The following is an 18625-nucleotide window of genomic DNA, read 5'->3' as shown; positions in this document are numbered from 1 at the left end:
AAATTACAATGCTTAACGATTTAAATGACTCAAATTCTTATAATTTCCTGAGGATATTTGGATATTAATCATATGAATCTCATTTGGTTTCGTCAGGATTTAAGAGTTAGGGACAACACGGCGTTAATGGAGGCAAACCGGCATGGGAATACTTGTGCAGTGGTGATACTTTCGCCTGAACAATGGAAATTGCATGATGATGCAGTGATTAAAATTGACTTTTATCTTCGCCAACTTAAATCACTTGAAAGTGAGTTAAAGCAATTCAATATCCCACTTGTAGTGGAAATCGTTCCCCAATGGGATGATGTACCAGCTAGATTATTAACTTTCGCAAAAAAATATCAAATTACTGCGATACACGCTAACATCGAGATCGGCGTGAATGAGTTGAATCGTGATGCACAAGTCCAAACCTTATTAGAATCGCATCAAGTAACTGTAGAGTATTATCATGACCGCACAATTTTCCCATTTGGATCAATTCGTAATAAGACGCACCAGCCTTACCAAGTTTTTGGTGCTTATAAACGTGCATGCTATGAGATATTGAATATCTCTGTTCCTCAACCACTCGCTGTACCGAAAGTACAGCCTCATGAGCTTATACAACGCTTTCATACCTCCAAAATTCCATCGATACATGATTTTTATCCTGATGCTCAGATTAAATATCAATGGCCTGTTGGAGAATCATATGCACGACAAATGCTCGAGAAATTTGTTGACGAGAATTTAGAGCCCTATAAACAACAACGCGACTTTCCAAACATTGATGCAACCAGTCAATTATCACCGTATTTAAATCTAGGAATTATTTCGATTCGACAATGTTTGGCTGCAATTTTTAGTCGCTCAAATGGCAATTTTCATCTCTACTCTGATGGTCAACAAACTTGGTTAGATGAGTTATTATGGCGAGAATTTTATCAACACATCCTGTTTGACTTTCCAAGATTATCGAAATATCAACCATTCAATTTAAATACATCTAATGTGCCATGGCGTGATGCACCCAATGAATTAAATGCTTGGAAGTTTGGACAAACGGGTATTCCAATTGTGGACGCTGGAATCCGTCAAATGCTTCAAACAGGATGGATGCACAATCGTGTCAGAATGATTGTCGCCATGTTCCTTAGTAAGAATTTGCTCATCGACTGGCGTAAAGGCGAACAATGGTTTATGCAACATTTGATAGATGGGGATTTAGCGGCAAATAATGGTGGCTGGCAATGGTGTGCTTCAACAGGTACAGATGCTGTACCTTATTTCCGTATTTTTAACCCCATTAGTCAATCACAAAAATTTGATAGTCAAGGTGATTATATTCGCAAATGGGTACCTGAATTAGCTCATCTTGATGCGAAAATCATTCATGAGCCTTATGCTAAAAATCCGAATCTTAAACTCAATTATCCAAAACCTATTGTTGATTTAAAGATGAGTCGACAGCGCGCATTAGCTGCTTTCAAATCAGCCTAACGAATGCTCGCTCTAAATTTTGTTTGGCTTGATTTTCTAATGTGTCATGAAAATATTCTGTTTTATAAATGGATTCCATTTGATAAAAGCTATTAAGAATTTCATTTCGTTTTAGTGTATAAAGTTCAGAGGGTGCCCAACTGAATTCTTGATGAATTTGCTGCTGATATTCTTCAAAACGTTTGGCGTTTGAACCGAGAATTGCAAGATCAATATCAAGTAAATAGTTAAGGTCTGAATCAACTGAAGCACGATGCTCTTTGGTCGCTAATATCCACTGATAAATTTTCTCACATCTCCTCATCTCCATGTGGGGAGATATGATGTTCAGCATCAGATCAGCACTTTGTTGTTCATTATCGTGTGCCTTAGGCTCATAAATGACATCATGAAACCAAAGAGCTATAGAGACTGATAAAGGATCTTTTAAATTTGGTAGAACCAATTGTAAGTGATCCATACATTCAACGATATGCTGCACTGTATGATAATGCCGATGAGGCTCACTGTAATGAACTTCTAATCTATCAAGAATAGATATGGAATCCTCTGAGGATAGTTCAAGCTGTTGTGCAGTAGCGGCCCAGTATCTTCTCAACTGTTTTAAATATGAATCAATCATCAGACACCTTGCCCAGCTACCGCCTATTTATTTTCAAGCAGCCTGCTCATCACGTTTAAATACGAGCTCACCTTTCAAAGAACTTTCAGCATCGAAATAATAGCCATCCGTATTGAATGATTTAAGATCATCCACAGTATTAGGTTTATTTTCGATAATATAACGTGCCATCAATCCACGCGCTTTTTTTGCATAGAAACTTATTACTTTATATTTTCCATTTTTCTGGTCTAAAAATACGGGCTTGATAATTTCAGCTTTAATTTTGCTTTCTTTCACCGATTTATAATATTCATCGGATGCGATATTGACCAATAAATCACTCTTGGCTTCTGATAAATCTTGGTTGATCAATTGGGTAATTTCATCTCCCCAAAATTCGTAAAGATTGTGACCGCGTGGATTTGCTAATTTCGTGCCCATTTCTAAACGATAAGGCATCATCAAATCCAGTGGTCGAAGTAATCCATAGAGACCCGATAGCATTCTTAAATGGCATTGAGCATATTCTAAATCAGCTTGCGTAAGCGAATACGCATCCAGACCTGTATAAACATCGCCCTTAAAGGCAAATATTGCTTGGCGTGAATTTGATAAATCAAAGTCTGATTGCCAATCTCTAAAGCGTTCCACGTTCAGATTCGCAATTTTTTCACTCACACTCATTAATTTGGCGATTTCTGAAGCAGACAGTTTACGACTTACGTCTATAAGCTGTTGTGAATGGTCAAGCAATCTTGGTAAAGTATGTTCATCAGTTGGAAGTGTAGATTCATAATCTAATGTCTTAGCAGGAGAAATTAAGGCAAACATAGAAACCTGATCAAAAAACAATTAATCAAACTATAACAGTAGACTTATTTTATTTCCAATTGTGTTTTTTTTAATTATTGACGTTAAAATATACGATTCTCCTGCACGTTAATCGGTATTTTTATGTCTGAACAAATGTTCATTCAAGGCCCTGTTGGCAAAATTGAGGTTTTTGTAGATTATCCTCAGTCTGAAGTAAAAGGATTTGCGGTCGTTTGTCACCCTCACCCGCTTCAAGGTGGTACTCCTCAGCACAAAGTTCCCACTCTGTTAGCTCAAATGTTCCTTGAGCGTGGTTATATCGTTTATCGTCCAAGTTTCCGTGGATCAGGTCAAAGTGAAGGGGTTCACGATGAAGGATTTGGTGAAACAGAAGATATTTTAGAAGTCATTCGTCAAGTACGTGCAAAACACCTTACATTGCCTTTCTATGTTGGAGGCTTTAGTTTTGGTGCACATGTTATGGCGAAGGCATATCATGCACTACCTCAAGAAATTCAACCTGAACAAGTCATTCTATGTGGTTTACCAACAGCCACAGTTGCTGGTATCCGTCACTATGTTACTCCAGCAATTAAAGGTGATATTCTGTTTATTCATGGTGAGGCAGATGAAGTCACTTTATTGTCCGATTTAATTGAATGGGCAAAGCCTCAACGCCATATTATTACAGTGCTACCTGGTGCTAATCACTTCTTCACAGGTTATTTGAAGCAACTTCGCGTCGCGATCACTCGCTTCCTTACGGCTTAATATAAATATTACGTGTTTCAGAAAAACCCAGTGTAGATTCTTTACATTGGGTTTGTTTTATTCCTCGTTAGGATTTCCACTCTAGCGACTGGAACGACTCATCTTCTTTTAATGTCTGCTCTACTGCTTGCGCAAGTTGTTTAATCACACTCTGCGTCTCAATTTTTTGGAACCAATCCTGTTCCTCATCTGCATGCGCACTTATTTCACATACAAAATGTCCTTCGCCATCTGGTTGATTACAGTTCACCCCTAAAGCGATTGGGTGATCAGAGACACTGACTTCTAATTCATGCGGATTCGTAGTTTGAGTGTGAAATCCATGTTGCACCAACTGTTCAGATAACAATGCTGTAACGTAAGTTTGTGCATTATCATGAGAATGACTTGAATGAGCCTTAGCGTATTTCGTTTGATCAACTAAAAATTGTAATTTTTTCATTTCCTCATCCAAAGGCTTTTTAATTATATAGAATTAGAATAAGCAATATAAACAAAACAGCCAAGCTTTTGCTTGGCTGTTTGAAAAGAAATATACAAATCTTTGGTCGTATTATTCACTAACTTGAATAGATAAACCCGCTTGTTCAGTGAGTTGAGTAAATGTTGGGAAACTTGTTGCAACGGTTTCAGTTCCCACAATTTTAATTGCGCCTGAAGTACGCAGACCCGCAATAGAGAAACTCATGGCAATACGATGATCATGATGTGACTCAATTTCACCACCTGTAAAGATAGCAGACCAATCACCAGACTTACCTTTACCTTCAATAATAATACCGTCATCCGTAGGCGTACAATCAACACCCATTGTTTTCAATCCATCAGCCATCACTTGGATTCGATCAGACTCTTTTACACGAAGTTCAGCTGCACCAGTTAACACTGTTTGACCTTCAGCACAAGCTGCAGCAATAAATAATGCTGGGAATTCATCAATCGCTAAAGGTACTTGATCTTCAGGCATGTGGATGCCTTTCAAAGTACGAGTGCCACGAATTCGAATATCAGCGATTGGTTCACCACCTGCAATTCGTTCATTCTCGACTGAAATATCAGCCCCCATTTGCTTCAAAATTTCGATCACCCCAGTACGAGTAGGGTTAATACCCACTGCCTCAAGTGTTACATCTGAATTTTCAGTAATGGCAGCACCCACCATAAAGAACGCAGCAGATGAAATATCTGAAGGCACTTGAATATTCGTGCCAACTAACTTACCACCACCTTTTAAAGAAATACGGTTACCTTCAGTTTTCACATCATACCCAAATGCACGTAACATACGCTCAGAGTGATCACGTGTCGGTTCTGGCTCAGTCACCGACGTTACACCTTCTGCCCATAAACCAGCGAGCAGAATGCCAGACTTCACTTGTGCAGAAGCCATCGGTAAATCGTAATGAATACCTTTAAGTTGCTGATTACCTGTGATCGATACTGGCGGTGTGCCACGCTCACCTGTTGTTTGAATTTGAGCACCCATTTCACGGAGTGGCTTTGCAATACGTTCCATAGGACGTTTGCTCAACGATGCATCACCAGTCATTACTGAGTCAAATTTTTGCGCAGACAACATCCCTGACAGAAGACGCATCGAAGTCCCAGAGTTACCCATATAAAGCTCACTTGCTGGAGCTTTAAGGCCATGCATTCCTACACCATGAATGGTGACTTCACCATTTTTTGGACCTTCAATATTTACACCCATATCACGGAATGCTTGAAGTGTTGCTAAGGCATCTTCACCTTCTAAGAAACCAGTAACATGTGTTGTACCTTCAGCGATCGCACCAAACATGATTGAACGGTGTGACACAGATTTGTCACCTGGCACGCTAAATTTTCCAGAAAATGATTTAGCACCCGGCAGAATAGTAAATTGCTGTGTCACAGTTTTGTTCTCCATTAAAGGTTTCTTGGCAAGCATATGGTTAAAATGTTGGCGTGCTGCTTGAGCATGTCCAAGCAATCCCATGAGTGCTTTTGAATCTTCGTTTTCAATGAGCTGTCGAATATGAGCCAATTGGTTCTCAAAGCCATCAACAGCATTCAAAATCGCTTTTTTATTGGCAAAGAATATGTCATGCCACATTTGTGGATCACTCGCCGCAATGCGAGAAAAGTCTCTGAAACCACCAGCTGCATAGCGGAAAATGTCCAGATTATCTTCACGATTTGCCAGTTGCTCAACCAAATTGAATGCCATTAAATGTGGCAGATGACTTGTATGCGCAAGCACTTCATCATGCTTTTCCACATCCATACAAATTACTTCAGCTTGAGCAGCTTGCCATAACTGAATCAGTTTTTGCACTGCCCACTCAGCACTTGTTGCTAACGGCGTTAATATCACTTTGTGGTTAGCAAATAAATCTACTTTACCTGCATGAACACCAGTATGTTCAGCACCAGCTATTGGATGCCCTGGAACAAAACCTGCGGGTAAATGCTCACCAAAAACCGCAATTGCAGCCTCAACCACATTGCCTTTGGTACTGCCCACATCTGTAATTATAGTATCAGGAGTAATCACAGATTTGATCGAGTTTAATACAGATTGTGTAGCTCTCACGGGTAAAGCAAGAACAATTAAATCTGCATCAACCACTGCATCTTTGGCATCAGCATATCCTTCACTAATCAAACCTAAAGCTTTAGCATCTTCTAACGTTTGAACAGATCGCGTAGATGCCACAACATTTTCAGCAAGACCATGTGCTTGAATGACACGTGCTAAACTTGATCCAATCAATCCTAGCCCAATAAATGCAACTTTTTTAAATAAAGGTTGAGACATATCTAAGTTTCAACTCTTTTTAAAGTACCGCAATTGGGTATGAACCAAGAACACGGATTTCTTTGACTAATGGACGAATTTCTTCGACAGCCGCACGTACGTTCTCTTGTTCGATATGCCCTTCTAAATCGATAAAGAATACATAAGCCCATTTTTCAGGCAAAGCAGGTCTTGTTTCGATACTGGTCAAGCTAATGTTATGTTTAGCGAACGGCGCTAAAATTTCTAATAACGCACCTGCACGGTCATGTGCAGAGATCAATAAAGAAGTTTTATCATTACCACTTTGTGGTACTTTTTCACGCCCAATAACTAAGAAGCGTGTTGTATTTTCTGGATTATCTTCAATATTGCTATGTAAGATTTCTAAATCATATAAGCTCGCAGCTGTTTCAGATGCGATTGCCGCAGAATGCCATTCATTACGGATACGGCGAGCAGCTTCAGCATTCGAACTCAAAGCCACACGTTCAACACCTGGATAATGAGCATCGAGCCAGCCACGACATTGAGCTAAAGTTTGTTGATGCGCATAGATTTGTTTAATGCTGTCTTTACGCGTATTTGAAGAAATCAAAAATTGATGATGAATACGTAATTCAACTTCACCAATCACATTTAAATGTGACGCTTTAAAACAATCAAGCGTGTGGTTAACCACACCTTCGGATGAGTTCTCAACAGGAACTAAACCATAATGTGCACTGCCTGCTTCGACTTCACGGAACACTTCATCAATTGTAGGAAGTGGGCGCACAACCGCATCATGTCCAAAATGCTTCAGTACTGCCGAATGGGTGTAAGTTCCTACTGGACCAAGGAAAGCAATGCTTTGTGGTGCTTCTAAAGCAAGGCACGCAGACATAATTTCTCTAAACAAACGCGCCATCGTCACGTCAGATAAAGGACCTTCATTACGCTCCATCACATTACGCAAAACTTGTGCTTCACGCTCAGGACGATAAAACATTGGATTTTCTTCAGAAGCAAATTTTGCTTTTGCTACAGCTTCAGCAAGTCGTGCTCGACGGTTAATCAGTTGTTGGAGTTGTTGATCTACTGAGTCGATATCTTCGCGGATTTTAGCTAAGTCTAAAGAATTCGTCGTGTTTTGATCATCGTTGATCATTGTAATGTCGCCTTACAGAATCAGTTATGTAAACAGTATAACAATAGTTAGCTTTCAAATGTTAAGCAACCAAACTTTATGGCAATAAGACTTAAAAATATACAGTTGAAATAATCATCAATCCAATACGCGCTATAAATTAGAAAAAAGACAAGAACATTGAATAGGATAGCTTTAATCTTTTTTTTAAAATCAGTTCGTTCTATAAGTTTTAAAATTGAAAACACATTCGAATACATCTCGCTTGTATTCCTCAAGCAAGATGTAAATACGGATAAAAATTAACGTCCTAGCATGCCACGTGCTACGATTTCTTTCATGATTTCGTTGGTTCCGCCGTAGATTCGTTGAATACGTGCATCCACAAAGAAGCGTGAAATAGGATATTCCGTCATATAGCCATAGCCACCAAAGAGTTGCAGTAGATTATCCGCCACTTTCATTTGCATATCTGTACTGAAACTTTTTAATGCAGCTGCTGTTTCAACATCCAATTTCCCTTCTTTATACAATGCTAGGTTTTGATTATAAAAAGCGGCTGTAGCCAGTTCATCGATTTTCGCTTGTGCTAAAACAAAACGAGAATTTTGGAATTGTCCAATTTTTTGACCAAAAGCCTGACGTTCTTGGACATATTGAACTGTCACATCAATTGAACCTCGAATTGCTCCTAATGCTGTCGCAGCAATCGCTGTCCGCTCACGTGGTAATTCTTGCATCAAATAGGCAAATCCCTGACCCGCTTGACCTAAAAGCTGATCAGCTGGAACTTTAACGTTGTCAAAAAAGAGTTCCGAGGTATCTTGGGAATGCAAACCGATTTTGTCGAGATTTGTGCCTTTTTTAAACCCTTCTAAATGAGTATCAACCAATAGAAGTGAGACGCCTTTAGCACGTGCCTGAGGATCTGTTTTAACGGCAAGCACAACCAAGTCTGCATGCTGACCATTTGAAATAAAGGTTTTAGAGCCATTCAAAACATAATGATCACCATTCAAAATGGCATTCGTACGGATGGCTTGTAAATCAGAACCAGCACCTGGCTCTGTCATTCCAATTGCCCCGACCACTTCACCAGAAACCATTTTTGGCAACCAATATTTTTTTTGTTCTTCATTTGCAATGTGCAAAATATATGGTGCTGCAATTTCTGAGTGACATGAAATACCTGTCGATAATGCGCTATAACCTGCACGTGCCGACTCTTCAACCAACATTAAAGAATATTCTGTTGGGACACCATAACCACCATATTCTTCAGGAACATCTACGCACAAGAAGCCATTTTCACCAAGTGCATTCCACACTGAACGTGGCATTTTTCCTTCACGTTCCCACTGCTCATAATGAGGAGCAACGTGCTCACTCATAAAACGTTTGAAATTATCACGGAATAATTCTAAATCTGCATCATATGCCAACATTCTTGTGTTCCTTACACTTCATTTTTTTATAAGTTTTCATGCTATCCCGTTTTTTTCCAGTTGTCATGGACAAAAGCGCTTGAAAATTCATACAATTTGGTCAGTCTCAAAAGCTAAAAATAATGCTTGATCATTGAATTTGATATTTAGCTTTTATTCGAAGCATCATTCCACGTTACACTGTCATTAAGAACATCCAACTGCATTGATCATGAATACAAAACGTAATTTATATAAAGACTTTGAACATCCATTTGCGCAATTTGTTCGTATTCTTGGCAAAGGAAAAAATGGTGCGCGATCACTGACCTATGAAGAAGCCTATCAAGCATTTGAGATGATTTTAAAAAATGAGGTATTAGACGTTCAGCTGGGTGCTTTTTTAATGCTTTTACGAGTGAAAGAAGAATCTGTAGATGAACTGGCTGGCTTTGTGCAAGCGACTCGTGATCAACTTAAATTTAGAGCTATTGATGTCGACCTAGACTGGTCTTCTTACGCGGGGAAACGCAAACACTATCCGTGGTTTATCTTATCGGCGTTAACCTTAGCAAAACATGGTCATCGTATTGTAATGCATGGGGCTTCTGGACATACCATTAATCGATTATATACAGAACAAGTTTTAGAGTATTTAGGTTATACCATTTGTCAAAATGAAAACGAAGTGGCATCAGAACTGAATCAGCATAACTTTGCCTATATACCACTCGAAGCCATTTCACCTACCTTGAGTGACTTAATTGCATTACGCAATATCATGGGCTTACGCTCACCCATTCATACGCTTTCACGACTCATCAATCCCTTCAATGCCAAAGCCACTTTACAAGCGATATTTCACCCTGCGTACCGCAGTTCTCATCAACAGACTGCCGCCAAATTAGGTTACGTTAACAGTGCGGTGATTAAAGGTGAAGGCGGTGAATTTGAACGAAACCCAGATGCAAAAACCTTAATTTGCGGTATACGAGACGGTGAACTGTATGAGCTTGAACTTCCGAAACTCACAGCTGATCGTTCAGCAATTGAAGAAGAGTTGAACTTAGATACTTTCAAAGAAATATGGTTAGGTGATTCCCAACATACTTACGGAGAGGTGGCTGTTATTGAAACTATGGCAATCGCACTTTACACCATGAATGTGGCTGATAAATTTACACAAGCGCAGACTTTGGCTCAAGAATACTGGCAATCACGTCATCGAGTTTAACTTCGGATTAAAAAAAGACACCATCAGGTGTCTTTTTTAAGCATAGAACATTATACAAAACGTATAGGTTGAAATTCTGGCTCTGGAACATGTGAATCACATTCATCACCTTCCTCTTTATGACCTTTATCAATATACCCTGATCTTTCTGTTTCTGGCAGATTTTTAGCTTCCCAAGCAATGACTGCTTGCATTGAAATCTGACGCTGCTCTTGAGTTAAAGCTACACCGTTTGGCCATTTACCGATTTCAACGGCAGTTCTTAAACGAGCAACGATGTCTGCATCCAAAACTGATAACATTTGTTCAATATTCATGTTTAGTCCTGCTGATGAAATGAATCGTAATCTTGATTCCATCCTAGTTTGGTACGACATGCCATATAAAAGTCGTATCCAGGTGGATGTAATAAAGTAAGTTTGAAAGGATGTTTGCGAATATGCAACCAATCACCTTCATTTAAAGAAACACTGTGTTGCCCATCAGCACTCACCATTGGCAACACTCGATTCTTACGAATTTGAATTTTAATTTCACTTTGACCACCCACCACAATCGGACGAGAAGAAAGCGTATGCGGGTGCATTGGCACTAGCGCGATCGCATCCATACTTGGGTGCAAAATTGGACCGCCACCAGAAAGTGCGTATGCTGTTGAACCCGTAGGTGTCGATACAATCAAACCATCACTGTGTTGGCGATAAACATATTGACCATCAATATGAAGATCAAACTCAATCATATGGACTGACTTACCTGAATGCAGCACCACATCATTCAATGCTATTGCATCATAAATCAGTTCATTTTTACTACGAACTTCGACTTCTAATAAAAAACGGCGATCTAGCTGAAACTCACCTTTCAAGACTTGATCTAATTTAAATAACACTTCTGTCGGTTTGATATCTGTTAGGAAACCTAAACGCCCACGGTTTACCCCGATGACGGGAGTATTGTATTTCACTAAAGATCTAGCCGCTTGAAGCAATGAACCATCACCACCTACGACAATCACCAAATCTGTAATTTCACCCAATAAAGCTCGACTGACCGTTTGCGAATTTTTATAAGGGACCAATTTAGCGGTTTCTGAATCAAAAACTGGATGCAAACCTAAACTAATCAAATGGTCATGAATTAGACTTAAAGTCTCAACCACAGATGATTTATCTGGTCGTCCAATTAATCCAATATTACGAAATGACTTTGCTGAAAGTTGCACGTATGCTACGGCTCCAGATGAATTGTTGAGTATCATATCATCATCATTCTGTGACTTACATATTTCAAGCCTGTTTCATGTTATGAATTTCACGAATAATTTCACATTTCCCCAACTTAAAATCTTAATTTTCTCCTTAATATTGAATTAGATAAATCATTACATTTATCTAAAAAAGGCATAAATTCACAGTTTAATTATTGCAAATTATAAAAAAGCTTCGCATGATGAGCGCAATAAAACAGGGTTTTGCTTTTTGATCTATGAAGTTTGAACGTGGTATTGGCTTAATTGCATTGATTTTCTCAGTGCTGGTGATTTCTGCATTTGTGGCTTTTAGTATTTATCTAATCCGCTTAGATAATATTATTCGCGATAAATTTGAAGGCAATCGTTGGGATATTCCAGCGAAAGTATATGCACGCCCCTTGGAAGTTTATGCTAATGCACCCGTTGAGCAACAAAACTTCATTCAAGAGCTAGGTCTGTTGGGTTATAAAAACGCTGAAGACTATACCAAGCCAGGTAATTTTTTGGTTCAAGGCAATACTATATATGTCCACACGCGTGGCTTCGATTTTGGTGATAGTGTAGAACCAGAACAAATCCTCCAAGTCAGTTTTGGCGCTAGTCAAATTTCAGAGATTAAAGCAACAAAACCATCGAGTACGGGGATTGCCCGTCTAGAACCAATGTTAGTTGGGGGAATCTACCCTCAACACAACGAGGACCGTGTTCTCATTAAACTCAATCGTGTTCCTAAACCTTTAATTCAAGCGCTTATTGCCACTGAAGACCGCAACTTCTATCATCATCACGGCGTCTCGTTTCGTGGTACAGCACGCGCAGTTGTAAGCAACGTTACTGGTGGTAAGCGTCAAGGTGGTTCTACACTCACACAGCAATTGGTTAAAAACTTTTATTTGACCCCTGAACGTACAATCAAACGTAAAGTGAATGAAGCCTTTATGGCGTTGTTGCTTGAGTTTCATTATGACAAAGATGAAATTCTGGAAGCATATTTGAATGAAGTTAATTTAGGACAAAATGGTAATTACTCGATCAATGGCTATGGTTTAGCGTCTCAATTTTATTTTGGTTTACCACTTAGAGAATTGAGTATAGCGCAACAGGCTTTCCTTGTCGGACTCGTTCAAGGTCCTAGCTTATACAATCCTTGGAGAAATCCTGAAAGTGCATTAAAACGCCGTAATGTTGTTTTAAACAATATGTTAGTCATGGGATATTTGACTGAAGAGCAATATGAAACTGAGTCAGCTAAACCTTTAAACGTGATTAAAAAACCGACTTTAGGCCCAGCTCGCTTCCCTGATTTCCTAGACATCGTTCGTCGTCAACTCAAAACAGAATACCAAGAAAGCGATTTAACGAAACAAGGTCTTCGAATTTTCACCACATTAGATCCAATCGCACAAATCAAAGTACAAAAATCATTTACAGATTCAGTATCAAGACTGTCTAAGACCAATCCTGCACGCTTGAAAGAGCTTCAAGGCGCGGTATTAGTTTCTCACCCTGAAAATGGTGAATTGATTGCAGCCGTAGGTTCAGTATCTGACTTCACAGGTTTTAACCGCGCAGTTGATGCAAAACGTCAGGTAGGCTCATTATTAAAACCTGTTATTTTCCTAACTGCTTTGGAATCTGGTCGTTATAACTGGGCGACGGCAATCGAAGACTCGCCAATTAGTGTGCCAGTCGATCGCAATCAGACTTGGACACCCAAAAATTATAGCGGAACTTCGTATGGTTACGTCCCAATGGTTCAAGCTTTAGCCAATTCGTATAACCTATCTACAGTTCGCTTAGGACAAGAATTTGGACTTTCTTCATTTACCAATCATTTAATGAAGTTTGGCGTGACTTCACCTATTCCAAATTACCCATCGATTTTCTTAGGGGCTGTTGAAATGTCGCCTATGGAAATCATGAATATTTATGGCAACTTTGCAACTGGAGGGTTTAAATATCCTACAAAATCTATCCGAACAGTTGTTGATACCAATGGGCAGCTCATTAATCGCTACAGTTTAAATGTTCAACAAACGATCGACCCATCGGCTGCTTATATTTTAAATTACGGATTACAACGTGTGATGTCGGCAGGTACAGGACGTGCTGCTTATAACGGCCTCGCTCCGAATCTAAATCTAGCGGGTAAATCAGGTACGACCAATGATACAAGGGACTCGTGGTTCGCGGGGTATTCAGGTAATCATTTGGCAGTTGTCTGGCTTGGATTAGATGATAATAAAGTGACAGGCTTAACGGGCTCATCTGGCGCTTTACCCGTGTGGACCAACGTAATGAAGCAACTGAAGCAAAAACCTGTCAATTTACGTCAACCTGATGAAGTACAGTGGCATTGGATTGACTCAAATAGCGGTAAGCTTTCAGCACAAGGTTGTCAAGGTGCGCTCTATGTACCGATACTTAAATATACTGTTCCTCGTCGCGCAACAGCATGTGGCTTACCACACTACCAAGTAGAGCCGACTTACGTTCCTGAAACGAATGCAGAAGAAATTCCAGCAGAAGACAGCATCGACCAATATATTCGTGAGAGCGAAACAGAAATGGAACGGGATTTAAATACGAATGCCACTCGAGTACTTTCGAGTGGAAGTTATAATCCTTAAAATAAGTTTAGGAGGAGTTAAGGTTAATGACAAAACTGAATTTTAGCGTACTATTCGCCAGCATATTACTCTTAGGCGGTTGCCAAACTTTAACCTCCCCTAAAAACTCACAACCGTCTCAGAAACCTAAACAAGCTGAGACTAAAACAACACCATCTCAAAAAGATGCCGATGGTATTAAAATTACGCCTTATGATCGACCCGAGATTAAACGGGAACAATTACAAATTGTTATTCCTGAACAGAAAAGCTCAACTCAAAAATTCGATGATGGCCGCCAACTTCCCGCATTTAAAAATCTAATGCAACAAACCCATCATGCATTTCGTCAAGCAAAATGGAGTGAAGCTGAGAAAGCCGCACTCCAAGCACAAAGACTTGCCCCTCAATCTGCAGAGACCTATATGTATCTCGCGATGATTGCCAATCAAAAAAATGAGGCAAAAAATGCTGAATCGTTGGCAAAACGAGGTCTCAGTTATGCTCAAACAGCAACGATGAAGCGACAACTTTGGCAAATTATTTTGAAATCAGGTCAACTCCAAAAAAATCAAAAACTCATCCAAGAAGCACAAAACCAAATCAAGAAATTTTGATGTAAGCATGAATTTTGCTTTTTTAATGCCTTTAAAAAGCACGAATACCAGCAATTCCATAAGCTCCATGTTGTATGGCCTGATCTAATAATTCAGGCTTCATACCGCCTAGCGCATAAACTGGTATATGTATATCTTTTGATAACAATTCAAACTGCGTCCAACCTAAGGGTGCTTGCTGAGGATGCGATGTTGTACACAGTACTGGACTTAAAAATATTGCATCAAAACCTAACGCTACAGCTCGACTGACACTAGAATGGTCATGACAGGATGCGATGCGTTTAATGCCCTTCCATTCCTCCATAAATGAATCAGAATTTAATTGCATCAATTGATCATGTTTAAATTGTACAGCAAATACTTTTTTCTGATTTGATTCTGATAATCCTATCCACACATCACGATTGATAATGAGCTGATCCAGTTGATTATACTGGTTGAGTTGCAGCGCAAAATCTAAAGCATTTTCAGTTCTCAAATAGCTAACTCGATTAAGATCAATGGTTGTATCGAGACGATCTATATTTTTTATTGCCATTTTATTCGGCCAGAGTAGTCGTTTAACAATGGCATCATTGGCTTTAGGAAAATTCAAAATGGTTAGTGCTGAACGATCATGCCATGTCCAAGGACTTTCAATATGATCTAGTAGAGACTGATCTACATAAGCCTGATAAATGTGCAATTTTACGATTAGATCTTCATATTCATGCGTAATAATATCGAATAAATAGACATGATCTAGAAAAATTCCCACCTCTTCTTGAACTTCACGCTTGCAAGCTTGTTCAGGAGTTTCACCTAACTCCACTTTTCCTCCAGGAAACTCAGCTTTATCCCCCTGATGTAAAGAGACTTCTCTCCACCCGACAAGAACTTGATTTTTGTGGAATAACAACGCTATAGAAACATTAAGAGTTTTTTTTGACATGATTATCTTTCAAAAAATGAGTGCTTAATTGTAAGCATTTTATGTTTTTTTATAAATGAGAAAAATTATCGTTGACAGCCCTATTCGATAATGATTATCATTTAAATCGTTCACCACATACCACGGAGTCCAAGGAATGAACGCACCATTTAGCTTATTCACACGTAATAACGAAAACCACCAAGCATTACCAATGCTTCACTCAAATAATCTATTTGCTCTAGGCAGAGAAATTCGCATCATGCATGCAGGAGAAGAATATCGCCTTCGTCTCACACGAAATAATCGACTCATTTTGACAAAATAAAAATTCTAAAATTTGATAATAATAATCGTGGAACTAAGCAGTATGAATCAGCGCATACTGCTTCTTTAATTTTATTTCTTCAAATTTGTTGATAATTAATTTTAATGAAATTTAATTTCAACTTTTAACCCACCTAACTCCGATTTCTTAAATACAATCTCGGCTTGATGTAGTTCGACAATTTTACGGCAAATTGATAATCCTAATCCTGAGCCCGATGTACGTGTGCCTAACTTACGATAAAATCTTTCTCCCAGCCGATCAATTACTGTTTGCTCAATGCCGTGACCTTCATTTTCAATCACAAATAGAATTTCATTATTATTTTGTTTGATTGAAATATCAACGATTCCATTCGGTGGCGTATAGCGGATTGCATTATCGACTAAATTTCGGATGCAGCTAAACATTAACTCAGGATTTGCATTAATCGCATGATTTCCTAACTCAGTTTTAAACTGAATGTTTTTTTCTTGGCTCAAAGGTTGTACTGAATGTAAAACCTCTTTCGTCAAACGGTCTAAATCTATGGACTGTATAGGTACATCTTGCGTTGAAGATGGGTCAAGTCTAGCCAACAAAAGTAAATTTTCTAAAATATTTGAGCCTCTACTCACATCTTTTAGAATCTGCTCTAAGTCTTGTGACAAATCCTCATGATCAGACTGGTATTTTCGTTTTAAAAGTTGTAACCGCATTTGAATCGCTGAAAGTGGCGACCTTAATTCATGGGATGCATCTGCTGTAAAACGTTGTTCCGCAGTAATTGCCCGATCTAAACGCTCCATCATTTGGTTTATTTGACTCACAATAGGTTGCAGTTCTTTTAGTTCTGGTTTTGAAGGTGTAATCGGTGATAAATCCTTAACGGTCTTTTGCGATATTAATTTTGAAAGTTGGTGAATAGATCGAAACTGACGTCGTATAATAAAGTGTAGAATAAACCATTGAATGCCCCATAAAATAATGAGAACACCACCGTAGCCCAGCAAACTTTTGAATAACTGATCAACACGCGCTGACATGGGTTGAAGCATAGTTAGAATTTGCTGATCGCTTTGCTCACTGTAATAACGAAATAATCGTCCTTCTAGCCAAACAAAACCAAAGTGATCATTCTGAAAAAAGACCTTGGAACCAATTTGACTGAAAGCAAGGTCTTGCGATTCAATCAAAATAAGTTCATCGAGCTTTAATTCATATTTGATATCAAATTGTTCACTTAAATCATCTAACTCATTTCCCACATGACTTGAAATATCACTGACCAAAATCAAATCGGCGATTTCATCCATCATATTGTCATGGGTCTGCATGTTCTGGTAAAGCGAGATCACCAATAAAAGAATTAATGCGACAACGCCCGCCAACATCGAACTGAGCATTGAAGACTTAACAAGACGATTCTGTAAAGAAATAGGGTGCTGATCCAACACTGTTCTACCTTAAGTCTGATCTAGATTCATTCGATAACCTAATCCACGAATCGTTTTAATCATGGTTGAGCCTATTTTTTTCCGAATCTGATAAATAAAAACTTCAACTGCATTACTTTCAATTTCATCACCCCAAGCATATAAGGACTCTTCTAGTTGCTCACGTGTCACAACACGTTCAGGATGTTGCATTAACTTATATAAAATTTGGTACTCTTTCGCTGTGAGATTGACAATTTCTGAATTTAATTTAACAACTTTGGCTTGGGGGTCCAAACTCACGGATCCAAACATTAAGATTTGAGACGTGCCTTTGTGCTGAGTACGTAGTTGTGCTCTCACTCTCGCCGAGAGCTCATCTAAACTGAATGGTTTAACTAGATAATCATTAGCCCCCAAATCAAGTCCTCCAACACGATCTTGGATACTGTCTTGGGCTGTAATAAAAATAACTGGTGTATTGTGTTGGTGTTTTCTTAAATGTGTCAGAATGTCATCACCAGTTGCTTTCGGTAATCCACGATCAAGTAATAAACAATCATATTGATGCTGCTCAATTGCTAATATCGCATGATCTCCACGCTCGACCCAATCAACACTATATCCATCCATTTCTAACCAAGCTTTGATACTTTCAGCTTGTGACACATCATCTTCTGCTAATAATATACGCATGTCTCTCTTCACTAAGCCACAATTCATTCACTATAAAGTTTTTCAAAAAAAGATGCATAAAAAAACCACATTTCTGGAGAATGTGGTTTTTTTGGTTTGAGTACTTAAAAGCCATAAATCAAATACTCAATTCAGTAAATAGCTCATTAAAATTGAACTTGATCTACATCAATTTCTACACGCTTAGCAGGCTTATAATCAATATCCACTTCACCAATTAATACAACAGGTGTTTTTGCAGAGATTGGTTTACCTTGCCAAAGTTCATCATCAATATCCACAGTGATCACACCTGTGCTATCGCGGAATTGATATTTTTCATCACCAGTTGCCTTAACAATATAGCCTTTTAATTTCACTGGCGTATCATCTTTGGCAGTTAAAGCACTTTTAACAGTCGTAATTGCTTGTGGTGCAATGGCTGCATGATTAACAGCACTTTGGTTCACTGCCGTATTAGCCATTGCAAATGTAGTTGCACCGACTAAAGCTGTCGCAATTAAAGCTTGATTAAACATTTTCATTTTCTATACCTTTTCAAGTGATGTTTGTT

The 18625-nt window shown here is 38.8% G+C and carries 18 protein-coding genes; 6 read left to right on the top strand and 12 right to left on the bottom strand.

What is annotated here, in order from left to right; all coding sequences use genetic code 11:
* Window positions 1-72: 72 nt before the first annotated feature.
* Entirely contained in the window at window positions 73-1485 is a 1413-nt protein-coding gene (locus AC1M83_RS06385; protein ID WP_481590265.1) for a cryptochrome/photolyase family protein, read from the top strand.
* On the opposite strand, the gene AC1M83_RS06380 is transcribed toward AC1M83_RS06385, so the two are convergent.
* Complete coding sequence (locus tag AC1M83_RS06380) at window positions 1472-2107, bottom strand: HD domain-containing protein (protein WP_481590264.1); 636 nt, start codon at window positions 2105-2107, stop codon at window positions 1472-1474. The two genes, AC1M83_RS06385 and AC1M83_RS06380, sit on opposite strands and share 14 nt — an antisense overlap.
* Before the next feature lie 33 nt (window positions 2108-2140).
* Complete coding sequence (yaaA, locus tag AC1M83_RS06375) at window positions 2141-2920, bottom strand: peroxide stress protein YaaA (protein WP_092767157.1); 780 nt, start codon at window positions 2918-2920, stop codon at window positions 2141-2143.
* 123 nt (window positions 2921-3043) lie between these two features.
* Between yaaA and AC1M83_RS06370 the strand changes: the two genes are divergently transcribed.
* Complete coding sequence (locus AC1M83_RS06370; protein WP_035267316.1) at window positions 3044-3673, top strand: alpha/beta hydrolase; 630 nt, start codon at window positions 3044-3046, stop codon at window positions 3671-3673.
* A gap of 67 nt (window positions 3674-3740) precedes the next feature.
* On the opposite strand, the gene AC1M83_RS06365 is transcribed toward AC1M83_RS06370, so the two are convergent.
* The 4 genes from AC1M83_RS06365 to AC1M83_RS06350 form a co-directional block, all read right to left on the bottom strand.
* Window positions 3741-4115, bottom strand: coding sequence for a hypothetical protein (locus AC1M83_RS06365; RefSeq protein ID WP_481590263.1), 375 nt, complete (start codon window positions 4113-4115; stop codon window positions 3741-3743).
* 111 nt (window positions 4116-4226) lie between these two features.
* Window positions 4227-6473, bottom strand: a complete 2247-nt coding sequence (locus AC1M83_RS06360; RefSeq protein ID WP_481590262.1) for a bifunctional prephenate dehydrogenase/3-phosphoshikimate 1-carboxyvinyltransferase — start codon at window positions 6471-6473, stop codon at window positions 4227-4229.
* Between the two features lie 19 nt (window positions 6474-6492).
* Window positions 6493-7602, bottom strand: a complete 1110-nt coding sequence (gene pheA, locus AC1M83_RS06355; RefSeq protein WP_035267321.1) for a prephenate dehydratase — start codon at window positions 7600-7602, stop codon at window positions 6493-6495.
* Window positions 7603-7883: 281 nt separating this feature from the next.
* Window positions 7884-9026: an acyl-CoA dehydrogenase family protein gene (locus AC1M83_RS06350; RefSeq protein ID WP_035267322.1), complete on the bottom strand. Its 1143-nt coding sequence runs from the start codon at window positions 9024-9026 to the stop codon at window positions 7884-7886.
* A gap of 211 nt (window positions 9027-9237) precedes the next feature.
* Here AC1M83_RS06350 and AC1M83_RS06345 point away from each other — a divergent pair, with 211 nt between their 5' ends.
* Window positions 9238-10239, top strand: a complete 1002-nt coding sequence (locus AC1M83_RS06345) for a glycosyl transferase family protein (protein ID WP_481590261.1) — start codon at window positions 9238-9240, stop codon at window positions 10237-10239.
* Window positions 10240-10289: 50 nt separating this feature from the next.
* Here the strand turns inward: AC1M83_RS06345 and AC1M83_RS06340 are convergent, their stop codons facing one another.
* Both AC1M83_RS06340 and AC1M83_RS06335 read right to left on the bottom strand, forming a co-directional pair.
* Complete coding sequence (locus tag AC1M83_RS06340) at window positions 10290-10556, bottom strand: YeaC family protein (protein WP_035267325.1); 267 nt, start codon at window positions 10554-10556, stop codon at window positions 10290-10292.
* Between the two features lie 2 nt (window positions 10557-10558).
* Entirely contained in the window at window positions 10559-11500 is a 942-nt protein-coding gene (locus tag AC1M83_RS06335; RefSeq protein WP_481590260.1) for an NAD(+) kinase, read from the bottom strand.
* A 227-nt stretch (window positions 11501-11727) separates the two neighbouring features.
* Between AC1M83_RS06335 and mrcB the strand changes: the two genes are divergently transcribed.
* Window positions 11728-14124, top strand: coding sequence for a penicillin-binding protein 1B (gene mrcB / locus AC1M83_RS06330; RefSeq protein WP_481590259.1), 2397 nt, complete (start codon window positions 11728-11730; stop codon window positions 14122-14124).
* 26 nt (window positions 14125-14150) lie between these two features.
* Window positions 14151-14720 (top strand): tetratricopeptide repeat protein, encoded by a 570-nt coding sequence (locus tag AC1M83_RS06325; RefSeq protein ID WP_092767171.1) that lies wholly within the window; start codon window positions 14151-14153, stop codon window positions 14718-14720.
* Window positions 14721-14751: 31 nt separating this feature from the next.
* Here the strand turns inward: AC1M83_RS06325 and AC1M83_RS06320 are convergent, their stop codons facing one another.
* The gene (locus tag AC1M83_RS06320) at window positions 14752-15654 is read right to left on the bottom strand and encodes a thiamine phosphate synthase (RefSeq protein ID WP_092767173.1); all 903 of its coding nucleotides are present in this window, start codon (window positions 15652-15654) and stop codon (window positions 14752-14754) included.
* Window positions 15655-15790: 136 nt separating this feature from the next.
* Here AC1M83_RS06320 and hemP point away from each other — a divergent pair, with 136 nt between their 5' ends.
* Complete coding sequence (gene hemP / locus AC1M83_RS06315) at window positions 15791-15961, top strand: hemin uptake protein HemP (RefSeq protein WP_035267337.1); 171 nt, start codon at window positions 15791-15793, stop codon at window positions 15959-15961.
* Between the two features lie 101 nt (window positions 15962-16062).
* Here the strand turns inward: hemP and AC1M83_RS06310 are convergent, their stop codons facing one another.
* The 3 genes from AC1M83_RS06310 to AC1M83_RS06300 all read right to left on the bottom strand — a co-directional run bounded on the left by AC1M83_RS06310 (window position 16063) and on the right by AC1M83_RS06300 (window position 18590).
* Window positions 16063-17397: a sensor histidine kinase gene (locus AC1M83_RS06310; RefSeq protein WP_322853435.1), complete on the bottom strand. Its 1335-nt coding sequence runs from the start codon at window positions 17395-17397 to the stop codon at window positions 16063-16065.
* 9 nt (window positions 17398-17406) lie between these two features.
* Window positions 17407-18072, bottom strand: a complete 666-nt coding sequence (locus tag AC1M83_RS06305; protein WP_481590258.1) for a response regulator transcription factor — start codon at window positions 18070-18072, stop codon at window positions 17407-17409.
* A gap of 146 nt (window positions 18073-18218) precedes the next feature.
* Window positions 18219-18590, bottom strand: coding sequence for a NirD/YgiW/YdeI family stress tolerance protein (locus tag AC1M83_RS06300; protein ID WP_373683345.1), 372 nt, complete (start codon window positions 18588-18590; stop codon window positions 18219-18221).
* Window positions 18591-18625: the final 35 nt, after the last annotated feature.

The organism is Acinetobacter sp. 25-47-130 (assembly GCF_056779705.1).
This window is presented reverse-complemented; position numbering and strand designations above follow the sequence as displayed.

Bases quoted from the DNA above. Each gene is read 5' to 3' on its own strand.
- hemP (WP_035267337.1), top strand. From the start codon at position 15,791: ATGAACGCACCATTTAGCTTATTCACACGTAATAACGAAAACCACCAA.
- AC1M83_RS06305 (WP_481590258.1), bottom strand. From the start codon at position 18,072: ATGCGTATATTATTAGCAGAAGATGATGTGTCACAAGCTGAAAGTATC.
- mrcB (WP_481590259.1), top strand. From the start codon at position 11,728: ATGAAGTTTGAACGTGGTATTGGCTTAATTGCATTGATTTTCTCAGTG.
- AC1M83_RS06370 (WP_035267316.1), top strand. From the start codon at position 3,044: ATGTCTGAACAAATGTTCATTCAAGGCCCTGTTGGCAAAATTGAGGTT.
- AC1M83_RS06380 (WP_481590264.1), bottom strand. From the start codon at position 2,107: ATGATTGATTCATATTTAAAACAGTTGAGAAGATACTGGGCCGCTACT.
- AC1M83_RS06365 (WP_481590263.1), bottom strand. From the start codon at position 4,115: ATGAAAAAATTACAATTTTTAGTTGATCAAACGAAATACGCTAAGGCT.
- yaaA (WP_092767157.1), bottom strand. From the start codon at position 2,920: ATGTTTGCCTTAATTTCTCCTGCTAAGACATTAGATTATGAATCTACA.
- AC1M83_RS06300 (WP_373683345.1), bottom strand. From the start codon at position 18,590: ATGTTTAATCAAGCTTTAATTGCGACAGCTTTAGTCGGTGCAACTACA.
- AC1M83_RS06335 (WP_481590260.1), bottom strand. From the start codon at position 11,500: ATGATACTCAACAATTCATCTGGAGCCGTAGCATACGTGCAACTTTCA.
- AC1M83_RS06360 (WP_481590262.1), bottom strand. From the start codon at position 6,473: ATGTCTCAACCTTTATTTAAAAAAGTTGCATTTATTGGGCTAGGATTG.
- AC1M83_RS06340 (WP_035267325.1), bottom strand. From the start codon at position 10,556: ATGAATATTGAACAAATGTTATCAGTTTTGGATGCAGACATCGTTGCT.
- pheA (WP_035267321.1), bottom strand. From the start codon at position 7,602: ATGATCAACGATGATCAAAACACGACGAATTCTTTAGACTTAGCTAAA.
- AC1M83_RS06385 (WP_481590265.1), top strand. From the start codon at position 73: ATGAATCTCATTTGGTTTCGTCAGGATTTAAGAGTTAGGGACAACACG.
- AC1M83_RS06350 (WP_035267322.1), bottom strand. From the start codon at position 9,026: ATGTTGGCATATGATGCAGATTTAGAATTATTCCGTGATAATTTCAAA.
- AC1M83_RS06320 (WP_092767173.1), bottom strand. From the start codon at position 15,654: ATGTCAAAAAAAACTCTTAATGTTTCTATAGCGTTGTTATTCCACAAA.
- AC1M83_RS06325 (WP_092767171.1), top strand. From the start codon at position 14,151: ATGACAAAACTGAATTTTAGCGTACTATTCGCCAGCATATTACTCTTA.
- AC1M83_RS06345 (WP_481590261.1), top strand. From the start codon at position 9,238: ATGAATACAAAACGTAATTTATATAAAGACTTTGAACATCCATTTGCG.